General features: G+C 74.5%; 16 protein-coding genes and 1 pseudogene. 12 read left to right on the top strand and 5 right to left on the bottom strand.

The annotated features are described in order from the left end of the window. Window positions 1–338 precede the first annotated feature (338 nt). The 6 genes from AC2CJA_RS11150 to AC2CJA_RS11125 all read left to right on the top strand — a co-directional run bounded on the left by AC2CJA_RS11150 (window position 339) and on the right by AC2CJA_RS11125 (window position 7,060). Window positions 339–1,718, top strand: a complete 1,380-nt coding sequence (locus AC2CJA_RS11150; RefSeq protein WP_484602512.1) for a hemolysin family protein — start codon at window positions 339–341, stop codon at window positions 1,716–1,718. Further along, complete coding sequence (locus AC2CJA_RS11145) at window positions 1,715–2,722, top strand: hemolysin family protein (RefSeq protein WP_484602511.1); 1,008 nt, start codon at window positions 1,715–1,717, stop codon at window positions 2,720–2,722. The genes AC2CJA_RS11150 and AC2CJA_RS11145 overlap by 4 nt, the downstream gene beginning before the upstream one ends. Window positions 2,723–2,804: 82 nt before the next feature. After that, window positions 2,805–3,656 carry an SGNH/GDSL hydrolase family protein gene (locus AC2CJA_RS11140; RefSeq protein WP_484602510.1) on the top strand — a complete coding sequence of 284 codons (852 nt, stop codon included), beginning with the start codon at window positions 2,805–2,807 and terminating at the stop codon, window positions 3,654–3,656. Window positions 3,657–3,667: 11 nt separating this feature from the next. Continuing rightward, window positions 3,668–5,098, top strand: coding sequence for an adenylosuccinate lyase (gene purB, locus AC2CJA_RS11135; RefSeq protein WP_484602509.1), 1,431 nt, complete (start codon window positions 3,668–3,670; stop codon window positions 5,096–5,098). Window positions 5,099–5,236: 138 nt separating this feature from the next. Continuing rightward, entirely contained in the window at window positions 5,237–5,782 is a 546-nt protein-coding gene (gene mug, locus AC2CJA_RS11130) for a G/U mismatch-specific DNA glycosylase (RefSeq protein WP_484602513.1), read from the top strand. Window positions 5,783–5,905: 123 nt separating this feature from the next. After that, window positions 5,906–7,060 carry an ROK family transcriptional regulator gene (locus tag AC2CJA_RS11125; RefSeq protein WP_484602508.1) on the top strand — a complete coding sequence of 385 codons (1,155 nt, stop codon included), beginning with the start codon at window positions 5,906–5,908 and terminating at the stop codon, window positions 7,058–7,060. A gap of 58 nt (window positions 7,061–7,118) precedes the next feature. Here the strand turns inward: AC2CJA_RS11125 and AC2CJA_RS11120 are convergent, their stop codons facing one another. Next, window positions 7,119–7,862 carry a GntR family transcriptional regulator gene (locus AC2CJA_RS11120; protein WP_484602507.1) on the bottom strand — a complete coding sequence of 248 codons (744 nt, stop codon included), beginning with the start codon at window positions 7,860–7,862 and terminating at the stop codon, window positions 7,119–7,121. Between the two features lie 201 nt (window positions 7,863–8,063). Between AC2CJA_RS11120 and AC2CJA_RS11115 the strand changes: the two genes are divergently transcribed. After that, complete coding sequence (locus AC2CJA_RS11115) at window positions 8,064–8,813, top strand: SDR family NAD(P)-dependent oxidoreductase (protein WP_484602506.1); 750 nt, start codon at window positions 8,064–8,066, stop codon at window positions 8,811–8,813. Between the two features lie 64 nt (window positions 8,814–8,877). Here AC2CJA_RS11115 and AC2CJA_RS11110 read toward each other — a convergent pair. Then, window positions 8,878–9,647 (bottom strand): annotated as a pseudogene (locus AC2CJA_RS11110) (EamA family transporter); the annotation flags it as partial. Window positions 9,648–9,952: 305 nt separating this feature from the next. Here AC2CJA_RS11110 and AC2CJA_RS11105 point away from each other — a divergent pair. The 3 genes from AC2CJA_RS11105 (at window position 9,953) to AC2CJA_RS11095 (ending at window position 13,763) form a co-directional block, all read left to right on the top strand. Next, window positions 9,953–11,539: an alkaline phosphatase D family protein gene (locus tag AC2CJA_RS11105; protein WP_484602505.1), complete on the top strand. Its 1,587-nt coding sequence runs from the start codon at window positions 9,953–9,955 to the stop codon at window positions 11,537–11,539. A gap of 41 nt (window positions 11,540–11,580) precedes the next feature. Further along, a complete protein-coding gene (locus AC2CJA_RS11100) occupies window positions 11,581–12,147 on the top strand; it encodes a DUF1990 domain-containing protein (protein ID WP_484602504.1) in 567 nt (188 codons plus the stop codon). Between the two features lie 116 nt (window positions 12,148–12,263). Continuing rightward, a complete protein-coding gene (locus AC2CJA_RS11095; RefSeq protein WP_484602503.1) occupies window positions 12,264–13,763 on the top strand; it encodes a GNAT family N-acetyltransferase in 1,500 nt (499 codons plus the stop codon). Here the strand turns inward: AC2CJA_RS11095 and AC2CJA_RS11090 are convergent. Beyond that, window positions 13,711–14,982, bottom strand: a complete 1,272-nt coding sequence (locus AC2CJA_RS11090; RefSeq protein ID WP_484602502.1) for a trans-sulfuration enzyme family protein — start codon at window positions 14,980–14,982, stop codon at window positions 13,711–13,713. The genes AC2CJA_RS11095 and AC2CJA_RS11090 overlap by 53 nt on opposite strands. A gap of 59 nt (window positions 14,983–15,041) precedes the next feature. Between AC2CJA_RS11090 and AC2CJA_RS11085 the strand changes: the two genes are divergently transcribed. After that, window positions 15,042–15,524, top strand: coding sequence for an Lrp/AsnC family transcriptional regulator (locus AC2CJA_RS11085; protein ID WP_241716807.1), 483 nt, complete (start codon window positions 15,042–15,044; stop codon window positions 15,522–15,524). A 104-nt stretch (window positions 15,525–15,628) separates the two neighbouring features. Further along, window positions 15,629–17,359, top strand: a complete 1,731-nt coding sequence (locus tag AC2CJA_RS11080; RefSeq protein WP_484602501.1) for a DUF885 domain-containing protein — start codon at window positions 15,629–15,631, stop codon at window positions 17,357–17,359. Window positions 17,360–17,491: 132 nt separating this feature from the next. Here the strand turns inward: AC2CJA_RS11080 and AC2CJA_RS11075 are convergent, their stop codons facing one another. Next, window positions 17,492–18,313 carry an SDR family oxidoreductase gene (locus AC2CJA_RS11075; protein ID WP_484602500.1) on the bottom strand — a complete coding sequence of 274 codons (822 nt, stop codon included), beginning with the start codon at window positions 18,311–18,313 and terminating at the stop codon, window positions 17,492–17,494. 34 nt (window positions 18,314–18,347) lie between these two features. After that, the coding region (locus AC2CJA_RS11070; RefSeq protein WP_484602499.1) for an SbcC/MukB-like Walker B domain-containing protein at window positions 18,348–19,562 on the bottom strand (1,215 nt) is incomplete at its 5' end.

Genomic DNA, 19,562 nt, shown 5'->3' with positions numbered 1-19,562 from the left:
CCCCCACCACCCCCGCCCCCGCCCCACCCCCGGGGGGCCCGGTGGGTGAAGCCGCCGGGCCGACGGGCGCGCCCCGGCGGCTTCACCGGTGACTCCCGGGGAGGGCTCGGTGGCTCGCATACGATGGACTGCCCGTCGCGCGTTCGTGCCGTGTACCGCGGCCGCCGTCTCCACGGCGCGCGCTCCGTAGCGACATCCCAGAGAAAGGTGTGTGAGCGTCCGCCCATGGGCGAGCCTCCCAGTATTACCGGCAGCAGAGCCGGCCGCGGCACCGGCCGCGGACCCGGCCGTCGAGCAGCTCTCTCCGTCCCGCCGGACCGGGGGACGGAGGTGACCCGGTGACCGAAGTGCTCCTCCTGTTCCTGGCACTGCTGCTGACTCTCGCCTGTGCCGTGTTCGTCGCGGCGGAGTTCTCGCTCACCACCGTCGAGCGCGGAGATCTGGAACGGGCCGTCGAGCGCGGCGAGCCGGGCGCCGACAGCGCGCTGGAGGCGGTGCGGTCCCTCACCTTCCAGCTCTCCGGCGCCCAGCTCGGCATCACCGTGACCGGCCTGATCATCGGCATGCTCTCCGAGCCCTCGACCGCGCGGCTGCTGGCCGGCCCGCTGCGGGCGGCCGGACTGCCCGCCTCGGCGGCGTCCTCGGTGGCGCTGGTGTCGGGTACCGTGCTGTCCACGGTGGTGCTGATGGTCGTCGGCGAACTGGTGCCGAAGAACTGGGCGATCTCCCGGCCGCTGCCGGTCGCCCGCCGGGTCGGCGCCCTGCAGCGCGGTTTCAGCGCCGCTTTCCGACCCCTGATCACCCATCTGAACAACACCGCCAACCGAGTCCTCCACCGGCTCGGCCTCGAGCCCACCGAGGAGCTGGCCTCGGCCCGCTCACCGCAGGAGCTGGTCGCGCTCGCGCGCCACTCGGCGAAGGAGGGCGCCCTGGAGGCGGACACCGCCGAACTGTTCGTCCGCACCATCCGGCTCTCCGAGCTGACCGCGCAGAGCGTGATGACGCCGCGTGTCCAGGTCACCGCGCTGGAGGAGCACACCACCGCGGAGGACGTGGTCAACGCCGCCCGGGCGACGGGCCTGTCCCGCTTCCCCGTCTACCGCGGCAACCTCGACACCGTCGTCGGCGTCGCGCACGTCAAGGACGTGATCGCCGTTCCCGCCGGTCGCCGTACCGGCTGCCCGGTCACCGGGCTGCTGCGCGAACCTTTGCTGGTGCCGGAGTCGCTCACCGTGGACCGGCTGCTGGACCGGCTGTCGGGCAGGCAGGGGAGGAACAGCATGGCGGTGGTGATCGACGAGTACGGCGGCACCGCCGGGGTCGTCACGCTGGAGGACATCATCGAGGAGGTCGTGGGCGAGGTCCGCGACGAGCACGACCCGCTCCAGACCCCCGACCTGGTTCCGGCGGGCACGGACGAGGAGGGCCGTACCGTCTACGACGCGGACGGCGCGGCCCGCACCGACCGGCTGGAGGAGATCGGCCTGCGCGCCCCCGACGGCCCCTACGAGACCCTGGCCGGGCTGATCGCCACCGAGCTGGGCCGTATTCCGGTCGTGGGCGACGTCCTGGAGGTCGCCGGATGGCGACTGGAGGTCGTGGACGCCACCGGACGGCGGGCCGCCGGGGTACGGCTGACCGCTCCGCCCGAACCCGGTGACGGAGAGGACCACGGCGGCGTCCGGGTCGGCGCCCGGAGCGGGGAGGCCGGCCGATGACCGCCGTCCAACTGCTGATCGGCCTGCTGACCCTGGTCGCCAACGCCTTCTTCGTGGGCGCGGAGTTCGCGATGATCTCGGTACGCCGCAGCCAGGTCGAACCGCTGGCCGAGCGCGGTGAGAAACGGGCGCGCGGTGTGGTGTGGGGCCTGGAGCACGTCTCGGCCCTGATGGCCACCGCCCAGCTGGGCATCACCCTGTGCACGCTGGTGCTGGGCGTGGTCGCCGAGCCCGCGATCGCGCATCTGCTGGAACCGGTGTTCCACCTCGCGGGTGTGCCGGAGGGCCTGATCCATCCGATCGCCTTCGTGATCGCGCTGGCGGTGGCGACATACCTGCACATGCTGCTCGGCGAGATGGTCCCGAAGAACATCGCGCTGGCGGCGCCCGAGCGCGCCGCCCTGCTGCTGGGACCGCCGCTGGTCGGCCTCACCCGGGCCCTGCGGCCGGTGATCTTCGGCATCAACGCCCTGGCCAACGGCCTGCTGAAGCTGCTGCGGGTGGATCCCAAGGACGAGGTCTCGGCGACCTACTCCGACGACGAGCTGGCTCGTCTGGTGGCCGACTCCAGCGAGGCCGGGCTGCTGGACGAGCGGGCGACGGAGCGGCTGCGTGACGCGCTGGAGCTGGGCCGCCGCCCGGTCGAGGAGGTCGTGCGGCCCACCGACCACGTCGTCTTCGCCCCGCTCGGCGTCACCCCCGAGGGGCTGGAGCAGCTCTCCGCGCGCAGTGGGTTCTCCCGCTTCCCCGTGGTGGACGGCCGGGGCAGGGCGCTGGGCTATCTGCACGTCAAGGACGCGCTCGACGCCGTGCACCGCGACGCTCCGTTCCCCGTCCCGGCGCTGCGGCCGATCGCCCGGGTGCGGGCGACGACACCGCTGGACGACGTGCTGGGAGCGATGCGCGGCAGCGCCACCCACCTGGCGGCGGTGATCGGCTCGGACGGGCGTGCGGTCGGGCTGGTCACCATGGAGGACGTGCTGCGCGAGCTGGTGGGCCGCTGACGACGGCGGGCGGGGCGTACCGCGAGAGGGCCCGTACCGCGAGAAGGTACGTACCGAGCGGTCGGTTATCATGTTTCGCGCCATGGACAGTGCAACCGACTCGCCCGCCCCGCCCGCCATCACCAGCTTCGTCGCCCTGGGGGACTCCTTCACCGAGGGCATGTCGGACCTGCTGCCGGACGGCAGCTACCGCGGCTGGGCGGACCTCCTCGCCGCCCGTCTCGCCGCGCGCGCCGACGGCTTCCGCTACGCCAACCTGGCGGTGCGCGGCAAGCTGATCCAGCAGATCGCCGAGGAGCAGGTGGACGTGGCCGCCGCCATGAACGCGGATCTCGTGACACTGGTCGGCGGCCTCAACGACGTACTGCGCCCGAAGTGCGACATGGGCCGGGTGTGCGACCTGCTGGAGGAGTCGGTCGCCAAGCTCGCGCCCGGCTGCCGCCATCTGGTGCTGATGCGCAGCCCCGGGCGGCGCGGGCCGGTGCTGGAGCGTTACCGGGCACGTATGGAGCACCTCTTCGACTTCATCGACGGTCTCGCCGAGCGGCACGGCGCCCTGGTGGTGGACCTGTACGGCTGTGAAGCGCTGGGCGACCCGCGGATGTGGGCCGACGACCGGCTGCATCTGGCCGCCGAGGGGCACCGGCGGGTGGCCGAGGCCGTCTGGCAGCGGCTGGGGCACGAGGCCGGGGCCAACTGGCACGCGGCCCTGCCGCCCGCCATCCTGCCCGGCTGGTACGCGCGCCGCGTCGCCGACCTGCGCTTCACCCGCCGCCATCTGCTCCCGTGGGTCGGCCGGCGGCTGACCGGGCGCTCCTCGGGGGACGGGCGGACGCCCAAGCGGCCCGGTCTGGCGCCGCTGGACCCGGCCGTGGACCGGAGCCGGTACTCCGCCCCCGACCTGGCGCCACTGGCCTGCGACGACACCCCGTAGAATCCCCGGGTGTGACTGACAAGCCGCGCATCCCGAACGTCCTGGCCGGCCGCTACGCCTCCGCGGAGCTGGCCCGGCTGTGGTCCCCCGAGCACAAGGTGGTACTGGAGCGGCGGCTGTGGCTCGCCGTGCTGCGGGCCCAGAAGGACCTGGGCGTCGAGGTGCCGGAGCAGGCCCTGGCCGACTACGAGCGGGTACTCGAGAACGTCGATCTCGCCTCGATCGCCGAACGGGAGAGGGTCACGCGCCACGATGTGAAGGCCCGGATCGAGGAGTTCAACGCGCTGGCCGGGCACGAGCACGTGCACAAGGGCATGACCTCCCGGGATTTGACCGAGAACGTCGAGCAGCTCCAGGTCCGGCTGTCGCTGGAGCTGGTGCGCGACCGCACGGTGGCCGCGCTGGTGCGGCTGGGCCGGATCGCGGCCGAGCACTCCGAGCTGGTGATGGCGGGGCGCTCGCACAACGTCGCCGCGCAGGCCACCACGCTGGGCAAGCGCTTCGCGACCGCCGCCGACGAGCTGCTGGTGGCGTACGCGCGGCTGGAGGAGCTGCTGGCTCGCTACCCGCTGCGCGGGGTCAAGGGGCCGGTGGGCACCTCCCAGGACATGCTGGACCTGCTGGGCGGGGACGGGAGCAGGCTGGCCGAGCTGGAGGAGCGGGTCGCCGCCCACCTCGGCTTCGGCCACACCTTCACCTCCGTCGGCCAGGTCTATCCGCGCTCGCTGGACTACGAGGTGGTGACCGCGCTGGTCCAGCTGGCCGCGGCGCCCTCCTCCCTGGCCAAGACCATCCGGCTGATGGCCGGGCACGAGCTGGTGACCGAGGGCTTCAAGCCGGGCCAGGTCGGCTCCTCGGCGATGCCGCACAAGATGAACACCCGCTCCTGCGAGCGCGTGGGCGGTTTCGCCGTCATCCTGCGCGGCTACGCCTCGATGGTCGGCGAGCTCGCGGGCGACCAGTGGAACGAGGGGGACGTCTCCTGCTCGGTGGTGCGCCGCGTCGCGTTGCCGGACGCCTTCTTCGCCCTCGACGGCCTGCTGGAGACCTTCCTGACGGTCCTGGACGAGTTCGGCGCGTTCCCCGCGGTCGTCGCCCGCGAGCTGGACCGCTATCTGCCGTTCCTGGCCACCACCAAGGTGCTGATGGGCGCGGTGCGGGCCGGAGTCGGCCGGGAGACGGCCCACGAGGCCATCAAGGAGCACGCGGTGGCCTCGGCGCTGGCGCTGCGCGAGGGGGCCGAACGCAACGAGCTGCTGGACCGGCTGGCCGCCGACGAACGCATCCCGCTGGACCGGGAGCGGCTGGACGCCCTGCTGGCCGACCGGCTGTCCTTCACCGGTGCGGCCGGCGACCAGGTCGCCTCGGTGGTGGCCCGGATCGAGAAGGTCGCGGCGCGCCATCCGGAAGCCGCCTCCTACGCCCCGGGCGCGATCCTGTGACCGTCTCCCCGACTGCCTGAGGTCCTTCCGGGGAAGAGAGTCCCGGAAGGACTGCCGGGGAGGGCCATGACCAGGAGGACCGCATCCGGCCGGCCCCCCGGCGGACGGACGTCCGGCACGGGGGCGAGCGGCCCGGAGATGACCGGGGACGACATGGAGGCGTTGCGCGCCCGCACCGTTCCGGACGTGGTCGCCGAGGGACTGCACGTGCTGTTCTGCGGTATCAACCCCGGGCTGACGACCGCCCGGCTGGGTCACCACTTCGCCCATCCGGGCAATCGCTTCTGGCCGGTGCTGCACGCCTCCGGCTTCACCCCTCGGCGGCTGAAGCCCTCGGAGCAGCGCGAGCTGCTGTCGTACGGCCTGGGCATCACCAACATCTCGCCCCGGCCCACCACCCGTGCCGACGAGCTGACGCCCGAGGAGTACCGCACGGGCGGGCGTGTGCTGGCCGGGAAGGTGGCGCGGCTGCGTCCCGAGTGGCTCGCGGTGGTCGGTGTGACCGCCTACCGGGTCGCCTTCGGGGACCGGAAGGCCAGGACAGGTCCTCAGGAGGCGGCGATCGGCGGCACCCGGGTGTGGGTGCTGCCCAACCCCAGCGGGCTCAACGCCCACTGGACGCTGGAGACGATGGCCCGGGAGTACGGCCGGCTGCGCGCCGCCGCGCTCGACGGCCCGTCCTGACCGTCGGCCGGCCATGATGGTCGGCCGCGCCCGCCGTCCCGGAGCGTCTCCCCCGGCTCTCGCCCCCCGCTCGCTCACCGGATACGATCCGGCCACACATGCGCACTTCCCAGGAGGCGGACGTTGGGGCGGCTCACCGGCAGGGATCCCTCCCTGTTGCGCAGGATCAACTCCGCCGTCGTCCTGCGCGCGCTGCGCGCCGCCGACGGCCCACCGACGCTGTCCGACCTGGCCCAGGCCGCGGAGCTGTCCCGGCCGACGGTCGAGGGGGTGATGGAACAGCTGGTGGAGGCCGGCCTGGCGGCCGAGGCCGCCGTCGGAGCCGGTGATGTCCGGAGGCAGGGGCGGCCCGCGCGCCGCTACCGCTTCCGGGCCGAAGCCGGTCATCTGCTCGGCATCGAGATCGGCCCGCACCGGGTGGCCGCCGTCCTCTCCGACCTGCGCGGACGGCGGCTGGGCACGGTCGGGCGCGCGGTCTCCGAACAGGCCACGGCCGACGAGCGGCTGGAGCGGGTGCGTGCGGTGGTCGCCGAACTGCTGCGTACCTGCGAGGTGCCGCGCAGCACCCTGCGCACGGTGGGAGTGGGCAGTCCGGGGATCGTGGAGGCCGACGGCATGGTGCGGCTGTGCACGGCGCTGCCGGGCTGGACCGGCCTGCCGCTGGGCGAGCGGCTGCGGCGGTCGTTCCGCTGCCCGGTGCTGGTGGAGAACGACGCCAACGCCGCCGTGCTGGCCGAGCACTGGAAGGGCGCGGCCGCCGGGGTCGACGACGCGGTGTTCGTCCTGGCCGGGCTGAGCCCGGGCGCCGGCTCGCTGATCGGCGGACGGCTGCACCGGGGTTTCGGCGGCGCGGCCGGGGAGATCGGCGCCCTGCACCTGCTGGGGCGGGAGGCCACCCCCGAGCACCTGCTGTCCACCACCGGCGAGCCCCTGCACCCGCTGGACGAGGCGGCGGTGGCACAGGTCTTCGCGCTGGCGCGCGAGGGTGACGAGCGGGCGCGGCAGGCCGTCGAGCGTTTCATACGGCGCCTGGTGCACGATGTGGCCGCGCTGGTGCTGGCCCTGGATCCGGAGCTGGTGGTGGTGGGCGGCTGGGCCACCGGTCTGGACGGGGTGCTGGACCCGCTCCGCCGCGAGCTGGAACGCTACTGCCTCCGTCCGCCGCGGGTCGCGCTGTCCCTGCTCGGCGGGGAGGCCATCGCGACCGGTGCGCTGCGGCTGGCCCTCGACCACATCGAGGAGGAACTGTTCACCGTGGAGGGCACCGTGGCCCGCTGACGCACCGTTGTCCGCTGACACGCCGTCGCCGCCGGGAAGAGGGAAGACGGCGCGCGGTTCAGCTCGCCAGCAGCGAGATGCCCGCGAAGTCGCCGAAGGTGAGGCGACAGGTGTCGGCCCGGTAGGTGGAGAGCGCGACCGCGGCGGTGCCGCCCGCGGCGAGGTAGCGGGTGGTGAGGACGAGGACGGGCGCGCCGGGAAGCCGGTCGAGTCGCCTGGCGTCCTCCGCCCGGGCGGAGCCCAGTTCCACCGCCCGCTCCTGGCCGTCCAGTTCGAGGCGGTTGAGCTCGCGGAGGACGGCGCGGCCCCGGGCTGCTCCCGCCTCGGTACCGATACCGGACAGCCCGGGCACCGATGCGGCCGGTACGTACAGCGTCTCGGTGGCGACCGCCTGACTGTGCGCCATACGGACACGGTGGACGGCGTACACCCCCTGGCCCGCGTCCGTTCCGAGCGTCCTGGCCACCGTGGCGGGCGGTACGGTCTCCTGGCAGTCCTCGGTCTGCCAGGCATCGCCCTGGGCGCCGGGCCAGCTGTGCCGGGCGGGGTTCACGTCGACGCCGACACGCGGCGGGGCGACGGTGGTACCGACCCCGCGGCGGCGCTGGAGGCGCCCCTCCAGCTCCAGTTGCTCCAGGGCCTGGCGCAGCGTGGCGCGGGCGACACCGAAGCGCGCGGCCAACTCCCTCTCGTTCGGCAGGATCTCCCCCACCGCGAACTCCGAGTCGAGCGCCTCCGACAACACGGTCTTGAGGTGCCGGTACTTCGGTTCCGGCATCGTCTCCAGTCGCGTGGTCCCCACCCTTGCCTCCGCAGTCACCGCATCCCGCCGGGATTTATGAGCGCTTCTTTTTTAAAGGTTGTTGCGTATGCCGACTCTAGGGAGTGGCGGCCCATTTGGTCAAGACCAATCCGGCCCGCTAGCGTGCCGGACCGGGAAGGCCGCGGCCGGCGGGAAGCGGCAGAGAACCGAGAAGAGGGCGACGAGAGGGCGAGGGCGGGCATGGAGCAGCGGGTAACGGTCGTCACCGGCGGCAGCCGCGGTATCGGGGCGGCGGTCGCCCGGCGGCTGGCGCGGTCCGGACACCATGTCGCGATCGGCTACCAGCACTCGCGCGAGGCGGCCGAGGAGACGGCGCGGGCGGTACGCGCCGCGGGCGCCGAGGCGGTCGCGGTACGGCTGGACACCAGTGTGGAGGGCGAGGTCGACGCCCTCTTCGAGGAGGCTGCCCGGAGTCTGGGCCCGGTCACGGGCGCGGTTCTCAACGCCGGGATCACCGGCCCGCTGGGCCGTTTCACCGAGACCTCCACCGAGGTGATGCGCCGGGTGGTGGACGTCAACGTCATGGGCACGCTGCTGTGCGCCCGGCGCGCGGCCCTGGTGATGTCCACGCGGCACGGCGGCCCGGGCGGTTCGATCGTCGCCGTCTCCTCGTGCGCGGCCACGCTCGGCAGCCCCGGCGAGTACGTCCACTACGCCGCGACCAAGGCGGCGCTGGACGCCATGGCGGTCGGGCTGTCCAAGGAGTTGGGGCCCGACGGGGTGCGGGTGAACTCCGTCCAGCCCGGGACGGTTCTCACCGACATGCACGCCACGATGGGCGATCCGCAACGGCCCTGGCGCAAGGCCGAGGTGACCCCGATGGGCCGTCCCGGGGAGCCGGAGGAGGTCGCGGGCGCGGTCGCCTGGCTGATGTCCCCGGAGGCGTCCTACACCACCGGGGCCGTGCTGCGGGTGAGCGGCGGGCTGTAGGGACGCGCCGGTGCGGGCGCCGCGCAGCCCGCACCGGTGAGGGGCGGTCAGGTACCGGGGCGGATCACTCCTGGGGCCGCCGGGCGGTGGCCCGCTCCGGCAGGGGCACTCCTCCTTCCGTCGCCCGGGACGGTTCGGGTGACTCCGCCGCCCCGGACGCGACCGGGCGGCGGGCCAGGGCACCCGCGCCCAGCGCCACCCCCGCTCCGACCAGCAGGCTGCCGCCCGCCTGTGCCCAGCCGTAGGAGCCGGTGGCCACCAGCGGGGCGGTCAGCGCCGCGCTGACCGGGATGAGCCCGGAGAAGAGCGTGGCCCGCTCAGCGCCGATGCGGCCGATGGCCGCGTACCAGCAGACGAAGCCGACCACCGTGACGACGACCGCCTGCCACACAGCGCCGCCGTCTCGGTCGGGTCCGGCATCCGCAGCCAGGCCCGGCCGTCGAGCACCGCGCCGAGCAGCGCGGCCTCCACCGCCGCCAGGACGCAGGCCGCCGTGGACAGCAGACGGGCGCCCAGCGGGCGTACCAGGGGTACGGCGATCACCGCGAAGCCCACCTCGCCCGCCAGCGCGGCGGCCGACCACAGCAGTCCGGCGGTGTCGGTCCGCCCCCAGCCCTGGACGGCCAGGGCTCCGGCCGCCACCAGCAGCGCCCCGTACACCACCGGGCGCGCGGGCCGGCGGCCGTCCAGGGCGGGGGCGAGCACGGCCACGACGACCGGCGCGCAGCCGACCAGCACCCCGGGTACCGCGGGTTCGGCGGTCCGCTCGGCGGCCAGTACGGCGAGGTTGAAGCCGACCATGCCCACGGCGGCGAGCACGGCGAGACGCGCCCACAGTGGTGCGGAAGTGACGATGAGGTTACGCATCGGGTCACCCACTCGGGGCACATTTGAACGGTTTCGACCGAGGAAGCGGCATACTGTTCGACCGGCAAATGAAGTTGTCGTTTTCACGTCGCTCTTCGCCCGCCTGGCACGGCCTCTGCCCTGGCGCGGGGCTCCGGTACGGCCTGACAACCGCCGCGTTCACCCGGAACGGGTCCGCGCGCGCCGGTCCGGTTCCCCGCCGTTCGCCTCACGAGGCCACCATGACCGGCCGTACGACCCGATCCATCCGATACTCGGGAGGTTGTTCGCCCATGGCACACCAGGACTCACCGGAGCGGGCCGCACCCGCACGGCGGTCGGTTCTGCGCGGCACGCTGGCGGCCTCGGCGGCGCTGTCCCTGCCGGCCACCGCGCTGGGGCCGGCCGCGCCCGCGCTGGCGCTGTCAGGGCGGCCGCGGGCCGGCTGGGGAGTACAGACCGGGGATGTGACGGCCACGTCCGGTCTGGTCTGGGTACGCTCGGACCGCCCGGCCCGGATGCTGGTGGAGACCTCCGCCACGGAGTCCTTCCGCAACCCGCGCCGCTGGTACGGCCCCCTCCTCGGGCCGGGCACGGACTTCACCGGGACGACCGCGCTGCACGGGCTGCCGCCGGGCCGGCAGATCCACTACCAGGTGGTGCTGGCCGACCCCGACGACCCCCGCCGCACCGGCGAGCCGGTGCGGGGCACCTTCCGCACCGCTCCCGCGCGGCGCCGGGACGGAGTGCGCTTCGTGTGGTCGGGCGACCTGGCCGGACAGGGCTGGGGCATCAATCCCGACCGCGGCGGCTATCCGGTCTTCGACGAGATGGCCCGGCTGGACCCGGACTTCTTCCTCTTCAGCGGCGACACCGTCTACGCCGACGGACCGCTGACCGAGACCGTGGCGCTGCCCGGCGGCGGCACCTGGCGCAACGTGGTCACCGAGGAGAAGGCGAAGGTCGCCGAGACCCTCGACGAGTACCGGGGCAACTTCCGCTACAACCTCATGGCCGAGTCGCTGCGGCGCTTCAACGCGCAGGTCCCCTCGATCGTGCAGTGGGACGACCACGAGGTGGTCAACAACTGGTACCCCGGCGAGATCCTCGCCGACGCCCGCTACACCGAGCGGCGCGTGGACGTGCTGGCGGCCCGGGCCCGGCGGGCGTTCGGCGAGTACTTCCCCCTCTCCGCCCCCCGCCGCGACCGCGAGGGGCGGATCTACCGGGTGGTGCGCCACGGTCCGCTGCTGGACGTGTTCGTGCTGGACATGCGCACGTACCGGAACGCCAACTCCTCCGGCCTCCAGCCCCGTGACTCGCAGGGCGTGCTGGGCGCGGAGCAACTGGCCTGGCTCAAGCGGGAGCTGGCGCGCTCACGCGCGGTGTGGAAGGTGATCGCCTCGGACATGCCGCTGGGGCTGGTCGTCTCCGACGGCGCGGACGTCGAGGCGGTCGCGCAGGGCGACCCGGGCGCGCCTCTGGGGCGTGAGCTGCAGATCGCCGAGCTGCTGCGTTTCGTCCGCGACCGGCGGATCACCGGCACGGTGTGGCTGACCGCGGACGTGCACCACACCTCGGCCCAGCACTACGACCCGGCACGGGCGTCGTTCAAGGGCTTCGCGCCGTTCTGGGAGTTCGTCACCGGGCCGCTGAACGCCGGGGCCTTCCCGGCGAGCGCGCTGGACGGCACGTTCGGTCCCGAGCGGGTCTTCGTCAAGGCGCCGGAACGCGGCAACGTCCCGCCGAGCGAGGGTTACCAGTTCTACGGCCAGGTGGACGTCGACGGCGGCAGCGGCGAGCTGACGGTTCGGCTGCGCGAGGAGGGCGGCGCGGTGCTGTTCACCAAGGTGCTGAGCCCCGGCCTGGTGGGGCAGTAGACGACCGGGCGTCCATGGGCGCGGCGCAATACGCTGTGCCCATGGACGCCGACGACGAGCGCGCGGACGACCCCGCGGCCGGCCTGACGTACACCGGGGCGGGAGCCACCCGCGAGGGCGACCTGTCCGGCCGCCCGCCGGGCTTCGGGCGGCTGCGGGTGCGCACCCGTCTCGGCACGGGCCGGGAGGTCTTCCGGTCCGCGGGGAGGGCCGTACTGACCTGGCGGATGCACCGGGCCGTGGGCGTGGAGATGACCACCGCCTCTCCCCACGCCGAGCCCGGGGTGCGCGTGGTGGTGGGCCTGGGCGCCGGACGGCTGAGGATCCACGCGCCGTGCCGGGTGGTGTGGACGGCGGACGGCGAGCGGCGGGCGGGCTTCGGCTACGGGACGCTGCCGGGGCATCCGGAGCGCGGCGAGGAGGCGTTCGTCGTCGAGCTGGACGACGACGGGGCGGTCTGGCTGGAGGTGCGGGCCTTCAGCCGCCCCGAGCTGTGGTGGGCGCGGGTCGGCGGGCCGCTCGTTCCGCTCTTCCAGCGGCTGTACGCCCGGCGGTGCGGAGCGGTGCTGCGGCGGCTCTCCAGCGCTCCCCGCGGCTCCCGCGCGTGACGGAGCGCCCGGCGGGAACGACACCCCGCAAAAAGGGCATGGTTCCCAGAAGGCCCTTAACCCATCGGTCACAGACCGTTCGTGATCGCGCAACACCCGTCGGTGAGAGTGGCCGCATGACCGATTCCTCCGCACACCGCGCAGACCGCCGCACCGCTCGGCGCGCCAACCGCCGCACGGCCTCCGGCCCGCACCACTGGCGGCACGACCTCGTCGAGCTGGCGGCGCTGTTCACGGCCGTGACCGTGGCCGACAGCATCGCCAAGACGGTGGCGCACGGGCCCGACGGACCCGTGCTGCTGGTCCTGTCGGCCGCCGCCCTGCTGGCCACGGCCGGGATCCACACCTGGTGGGCGCGGCGGCGCCACCACCCGCCGGATCCCGGCGGCGGCCCGGTGAGCGAGGCCCGTACGGCCCCCGCGGGTTCGGCGGGCTCCGCGGGTTCGGCGACCGCCTCGCAGGAGCCGCCGGTGCTGTGGCGGCTGCGCACCACCGTGCGGGAGGAGCCCGGGTCGCTCGCCGCGCTGTGCACCGTTCTGGCGGAGCTGCGGGTGGACGTCATCGGCCTCCAGACGCATCCGCTGGGCGAGGTCACGGTGGACGAGTTCCTGCTCCGGGCGCCCCGCGCGCTGGAGGCCGCCGAGCTGAGCCGGGCGGCGGCCGCGGCGGGCGGGCGGGACACCTGGCTGGAGCGGGCCGACGCCCACGATCTGGTGGACACCCCCACCCGGGTGCTGGGCCTGGCCACCCGTACCGCGCTGGACAGCGCCGAGCTCCCGCTCGCGCTGCGCCAGTTGCTCGGCCGCTGCACCATCCGCTCGGTGCCCTCCCGGACGGCGGGCGGGCAGCTCGGCGGGGAGCCACTCGGGGAGGAGGTCCCCGAGGACGGCGTGCTGGAGGGGGCGGTGATCCGGATGCGCGATCCGCGCGGCGGTACGATCGTCGTGGAGCGCCCCCACCTGCCCTTCACACCGACCGAGTTCGCCCGGGCCCGCGCCCTGGTGGAGCTGGACACCCGGCTGGACGCCCAGCCGGCCCCCCATGCGGCCGGACCGGCCGGGGCCGTCCCCGCCGAGAGGCCGGCGGGCCGGATGCCGCGCCGCCGCGAGACACTCACGCTCCCGGAGGGGAACGAGATCACCGTACGGCGGGCGGACACCTGCGATCTGGAGGCCGCGCGCGCGATGCACCGGCGCTGCTCGGCGCGCACCCTGGCCGCGCGGTACCACGGCCCGGTCAGGGACGCCGACCGCTATCTGGACCACCTGCTCAGCCCGCGTTTCGGCCGCACCCTGGCGGCCGAGACGACGTCGGGGAAGCTGGTGGCGCTCGGCCATCTGATGTGGGACGGCGACGAGACGGAGGTGGCCCTCCTCGTCGAGGACGTCTGGCAGCGCCGCGGCATCGGCGCCGAACTGCTGCGCCGCCTGGTGGCGATGACCGCCGAGGCGCGGTGCGAGAGCGTCTACGCCGTGACGCAGTCGCACAACACCGGCATGGTGGCGGCCATGCGGGGCCTGGGGCTGCCACTGGACTACCAGGTCGAGGAGGGCACTTTGGTGATCACCGCCCGGCTCGTTCCGGTTCCGGCAGCCGCCGAGACGGGACCGCGCTGACACCCGCGGCACCCACTTCGGCGCTCCCGGCGCGGCGCTCGTCCCCGCTCCCGGCTCCCCGGGCGGAACCGAGCGCCGCGTCGAGGTCGTTCCACAGGTCCTCGACGTCCTCCAGGCCGACCGACATCCGCAGCAGCCTCTCGCCGATCCCGCCGGTGCGGCGGTCGTCCTCGCGGACGATGCGGTGGCTGATGGACCCGGGGTGCTGGATGAGGGTGTCCACGCTGCCGAGGCTGACCGCCGGGGTGATCAGCCGCACTCCCCCGATCACCTCGTGCGGCTCCCCCTTCACCTCGAAGGAGACCATGGCGCCGCCCAGCCTCGGGTAGTACACCCGGTCGATCCGCGGGTCGTCCGCCAGGCGCCGGGCCAGCTCCGCGGCCGTGGCCGACTGCGCCCGCACCCGCACCGGCAGCGTGGACAGGCCGCGCAGCAGCAGGTAGCCGGCGAGCGGGTGGAGTACGCCGCCGGTGGCGAAGCGCACCTTCCGCAGCTCGCGTGCCGTCTCCTCGTCGCAGGCGACGACGCCGCCGAGGACATCGCCGTGGCCGCCCAGGTACTTGGTGGCGCTGTGCAGCACGATGCGGGCGCCGTGCTCGACCGGCCGCTGCAGCACGGGGGTGGCGAAGGTGTTGTCAACCAGCAGCGGCACGGAACCGCAGGAGTGCGCCACGGCCTTCAGGTCGATTTCGGCCAGGGTGGGATTGGCCGGTGTCTCCACCATCACCAGGCCGGTGTCCGGGCGTACGGCGTCGGCGATGCCCGCCGGGTCGGTCCAGGTCACCTCGGTTCCCAGCAGCCCGCTGTCGAGCAGGTGGTCACTGCAGCCGTACAGCGGCCGGACCGCGACGACGTGCCGCAGCCCCTGGGCCGCGCGCACCAGGAGCACGGCGGTCAGGGCCGCCATGCCGCTGGCGAAGGCGACGCCCGCCTCGGCGCCCTCCAGCCGGGCCAGGGCCGTCTCGAAGCGCGCCACGGTGGGGTTGTCGAGCCGGGCGTAGACCGGCGGCCCCTGCAGTTGGGCTCCGGTGGCGGCGAACTCGTCCAGCCGGGCGGCCTCGGCCCGGCTGTCGTGGGAGGGGTAGGTGGTGGACAGGTCCAGGGGTGCGGCGTGCAGGCCGAGGGCCGCGAGGTCCTCGCGTCCGGCGTGCACGGCCTCGGTGGCCAGCGTCCGGGTGGCGGCCGGCGGTGTCGTGTCCGTGCTGTCCTGGTGAGTCATGCCGCGATGCTGAACAATTACCGGGTTGTAGTGGAGATCAGCCGTGTTATGTTCGGTGAATGTCCGACTCTGTCGTTCTGGACCCGGTCGATCTGGAGATTCTGCGCCTTCTGCAGAACGACGCCCGGACCACCTACCGCGATCTCGCCGCCGCCGTCGGCGTGGCCCCTTCGACCTGTCTGGACCGAGTGGCGCGACTGCGCCGCGGCGGGGTGATCCTCGGCCATGCGCTACGACTGGATCCGGCCAAACTCGGAAGGCCTCTGGAAGCCTTCCTCTCGGTCCAGGTCCGGCCCCACAGAAGGGAGTTGATCGGACCGTTCGTGGAACGCGTCCGTGCGCTGCCGGAATCGCGGGCGCTGTTCCACCTGACCGGCCCCGACGACTACCTCGTCCATGTCGCGGTAGCCGGGACCGCCGACCTGCAGCGGCTGGTGCTGGACGAGTTCACCTCGCGCCGGGAGGTCGCCCGGGTCGAGACACGGCTGATCTTCCAGCAGTGGACGTGCGGCCCGGTGCTGCCGCCCGAGCGGCCGGGCTGACCGCGGCCGGGCCCGGCGGCCGGCCCGGTTCCGCGGCGTCGGCGGCCGGTCCCGGCGGGTCCCCCCCGTGACGCGGCGGGCGCCGCCGTACCAGGATGAGGCCCATGTCCGATGTCACGAACACCTCGCCCGAGCCCCGGTCCGGCACCGCACCCGGCTCGGCGCCCCTGCCCCGCCGGGTCGCCGACGCCTATGTCGACGACCTGGTCGCACTCGATCCGATCCTCGGCACCTACCTCGGTCTCCCCGGCGGCCCGGAGGAGCTGCCCGACTTCTCCCCCGACGGCCAGGAGGCCCAGGCCGCCCTGGGGCGCGCCACCCTGGAGCGGCTCGCCGAGGCCGAGCGGCGGCCCGGCGGGGACGGCGGCGCCGAGCGGCGCTGCGCGCGCCTGCTGCGTGAGCGCCTGACCGCGGAACTCGCCGTGCACGAGGCGGGCGAGGGACTGCGCGCCGTCAGCAACCTCCACTCCCCGGTGCACTCGGTGCGCAGCGTGTTCACGCTCATGCCGACCGCGACCGGAGAGGACTGGGCGGCCGTCGCCCGGCGGATGGCCGCCGTGCCGACTGCCCTGGAGGGCTACCGGGCCTCCCTGGCCAAGGGCCTGGCCGGCGGGCTTCCGGCCGGTCCGCGCCAGGTGGACACCGTGATCGGGCAGCTCGGTCAGTGGCTGGGCGAGGGCGGCGGCGCCAACTGGTTCGCCTCCTTCGCCGCCGGCGGCCCCGACTCCCTGCGCGCCGAGCTGGACAGGGGCGCCGCCGCGGCCGCCGGCGCGGTGGCCGGCCTGCGCGACTGGCTGCGCGACACCTACGCCCCGGCAGTCCACGGCGCGCCGGACACCGTGGGCCGCGAGCGGTACCGGCGGTGGGCCCGCTACTGGAACGGCACCGACCTGGACCTGGCGGAGGCGTACGCCTACGGCTGGGAGGAGTACCACCGCATTCACGCCGAGATGCGCTCGGAGGCCGGGAAGGTCCTGCCCGGCGCCGCGACACCGTGGGAGGCACTGCGCCGCCTCGACACGCACGGCCGGGCTGTCGAGGGCGTGGAGGAGACCCGGGTGTGGCTCCAGGAGCTGATGGACGAGGCGATCGAGAAGCTGGACGGCACCCATTTCGACCTGGCCGGGCCGGTCCGGCGCGTGGAGTCCATGATCGCTCCGCCGGGCAGCGCCGCCGCGCCGTACTACACCGAGCCGTCGCTGGACTTCTCCCGGCCGGGCCGCACCTGGCTGCCGGCGATGGGGCGGACCCGCTTCCCCCTGTACGAACTGGTCACCACCTGGTACCACGAGGGCGTCCCCGGTCACCATCTCCAGCTCGCCCAGTGGACGTACGTCGCCGACCGGCTCTCGCGCTACCAGACGTCGGTGGGGGTGGTCAGCGCCAACGCCGAGGGCTGGGCGCTGTACGCGGAGCGGCTGATGGACGAACTCGGCTTCCTGCACGACGCGGAGCTGCGGCTGGGCTATCTGGACGCGCAGATGATGCGCTCCGTCCGGGTCATCGTGGACATCGGCATGCACCTGGGGCTGGAGATCCCGGACCACTCCCCCTTCCACCCCGGCGAGCGGTGGACACCGCGGCTGGCCCAGGAGTTCTTCGGCGCGCACAGCGGCCTGCCCACCGACCACGTCGAGAGCGAGCTGGTGCGGTACCTGGGCATGCCGGGCCAGGCGATCGGCTACAAGCTGGGCGAGCGCGCCTGGCTGAAGGGGCGTGAGGCCGCCCGTACGGCGCACGGCGACGCCTTCGATGCCAGGAGGTGGCACATGGACGCGCTGTCACTGGGCTCGTTGGGCCTGGACGACCTGGTGGCGGAGCTCTCCGCGCTCTGAGCCCCGCGGGGCGCGCGGACATCAACCGTGCGCCCCCGCGGGAGCGGCCGCCCGGCTGCCGCCCTCCCGACACGTTGCCGCTGTACGGGGCGGGTCCGCGGAAGCCGTCGCGGACCGGTGGACCCGGCGGCGTCAGCGGCCGAAGCCGCCGTCGGAGGTGATGACCTGGCCGGTGATCCAGGCCGCCTCGTCGGTGGCGAGCCAGGCGACCAGCCGGGCCGGATCGTCCGGCCGTCCCCAGCGCCCGCCGGGGAAGAGGGCGGCGATGGACGCACGGGTCTCGCCGGTGGCGTAGCCGGTGTCCACCGGACCGGGGTTGACCGTGTTGACGGTGACGCCCCGGCGGGCCAGGGCGGTGGCCAGGCTCCGGGTGACGGAGGCCAGCGCCCCTTTGGCCAGTGCGTAGGCCGTCTCGCCCGGCATGCCGGGGCCCTGGTCCTGGCCGGAGGTCGTCATCACCACCCGGCCGCCGCCCCGCCCCTCCTCGCGCAGGCGCGCGTACGCCTGGACCAGCAGCACCGTGGAGCGGGTGTTCACCGCCCAGTGGGCGTCCAGCATGTCGGCGTCGATCTCGTCGAGCGTGCCGTCGCGGCCGTTGAGGGCGTGGTTGGCGACCAGGATGTCCAGCCGGCCGCCGAGGGACTCGGCGGCCGCGCCGACGACTTCCGCCGGGGCGCCGGGGGCGGTGAGGTCGCCGGGGCCGTGGGTGACGACCGCGCCGTCGGCGGCGAGTGCCCGCAGGTCCGCCACGAGCGCCCCGGGGCCGTCCGGGTCCGCTCCCCAGGGCTGTTCGGCATCGTGCGGAGTGTGGTGGTGGAGATGGACGCTCGCGCCGTACGCCACCAGGCGGCGGGCGATCGCACAGCCGATGCCGGCCCGGCGGGAGGCCCCGGTGACCAGGGCGGTACGGCCGAGCAGGGGCAGGGGGTCGCGGTGGGGAGCGTCGAAGGTCACGGCCCGTCATCCTCGCGGCACGCCACGGCGGTTGTCACCCGGTTTTCGGCACCCGGTGGCGGACCGCGGAGCCGGACCGGGTCTTGACCACCTCCAGCTGCGCCGGGATGCGGCGGCGCAGATCGGCGACGTGGCTGACGATGCCGACGCTCCGGTCGCGTTCGCGCAGGGAGTCCAGGACGTCCAGCACCTCGTCGAGGGTCTGGTCGTCCAGGCTGCCGAACCCCTCGTCGATGAAGAGGGTGTCCAGGCTCAGTCCGCCCGCCTCCTCGGTGACGACGTCGGCGAGGCCGAGGGCGAGGGCGAGGGAGGCGAAGAAGGACTCGCCGCCGGAGAGCGTGGCGGTGTCGCGCTCGTTGCCCGTCCAGGCGTCGATCACGTGCAGACCGAGCCCGGACCGGCCGCGGCCGAAGGCGCGCGCGTCGGAGTGGACGAGGGTGTAGCGGCCCGCGGACATGTGCGCCAGGCGGGTGCCGGCCGCGGCGGCGACCTGTTCCAGACGGGCGGCCAGCACATAGGACTCCAGCCGCATCCGGTGCTCGTTCTCCGCCGACGTGCCGGCGGTGAGGGACGCCAGCCGGGCGACGCGGTCGTACCGCTCGCGCAGCGGGGCGAGTTCCCGGGCGTCGGCCAGGGCGCGGGCGGAGAGCCGGTCGAGCTGCTCGCAGCGGGTGCGGGCCCCGGCGTGGGCGGCGGAGGCCTCGTTCAGCCGCGCCACCGCCGACGCCGCCGCGGCCTCGGCGGTACCGGCCGCACCGGCCCCCTCGGGATCCGCCGGTTCGAGGTCGGCCGGTGTGAGATCCGCCAGTTCGGGGGCGGCCAGCTCCGCCGCGACGGCCGCCTCCTCGGCCTGCCGGTCGTCGATGCGGCGTTGCAGCAGACGCTGCTCGTCGCCGGTGAGCCGGGCGTCCGCGGCGGCCCGCGGGGTGCCGAACCCGGCGCGCCAGACGGCGTCCGCGAGCTGGGCGTCGGCTTCCTTCAGCCGCGTCGCGGCGGCCTCGGCGGCGGCCGCGGCCCCGGCGGCTTCGGCCAGCAGCCCTGCCAGGCGCTCCAGTTCGGCCGCCCGGTGGGCGACGGAGAGGGCGTCGCCCCGGGCGCGGACCACCTGCTCCTCCAGCCCGGTCCGCTCCCCCAGCAGCGCCTCGCGCCGGGAGACGCGGGACGCCGTGCGCCGTTCGGCCTCCCGCCGGGCGGCGAGACGGGTGTCGTGTTCGCGGACGGCGCGCTCCAGGGCGGCGCGGGCGTCCTG

The sequence above is a fragment of the Streptomyces sp. ATLC9 genome (assembly GCF_057196705.1).
Note: the sequence above shows the minus strand (reverse complement) of the source record. Positions and strands in the feature narration are given on the sequence as shown.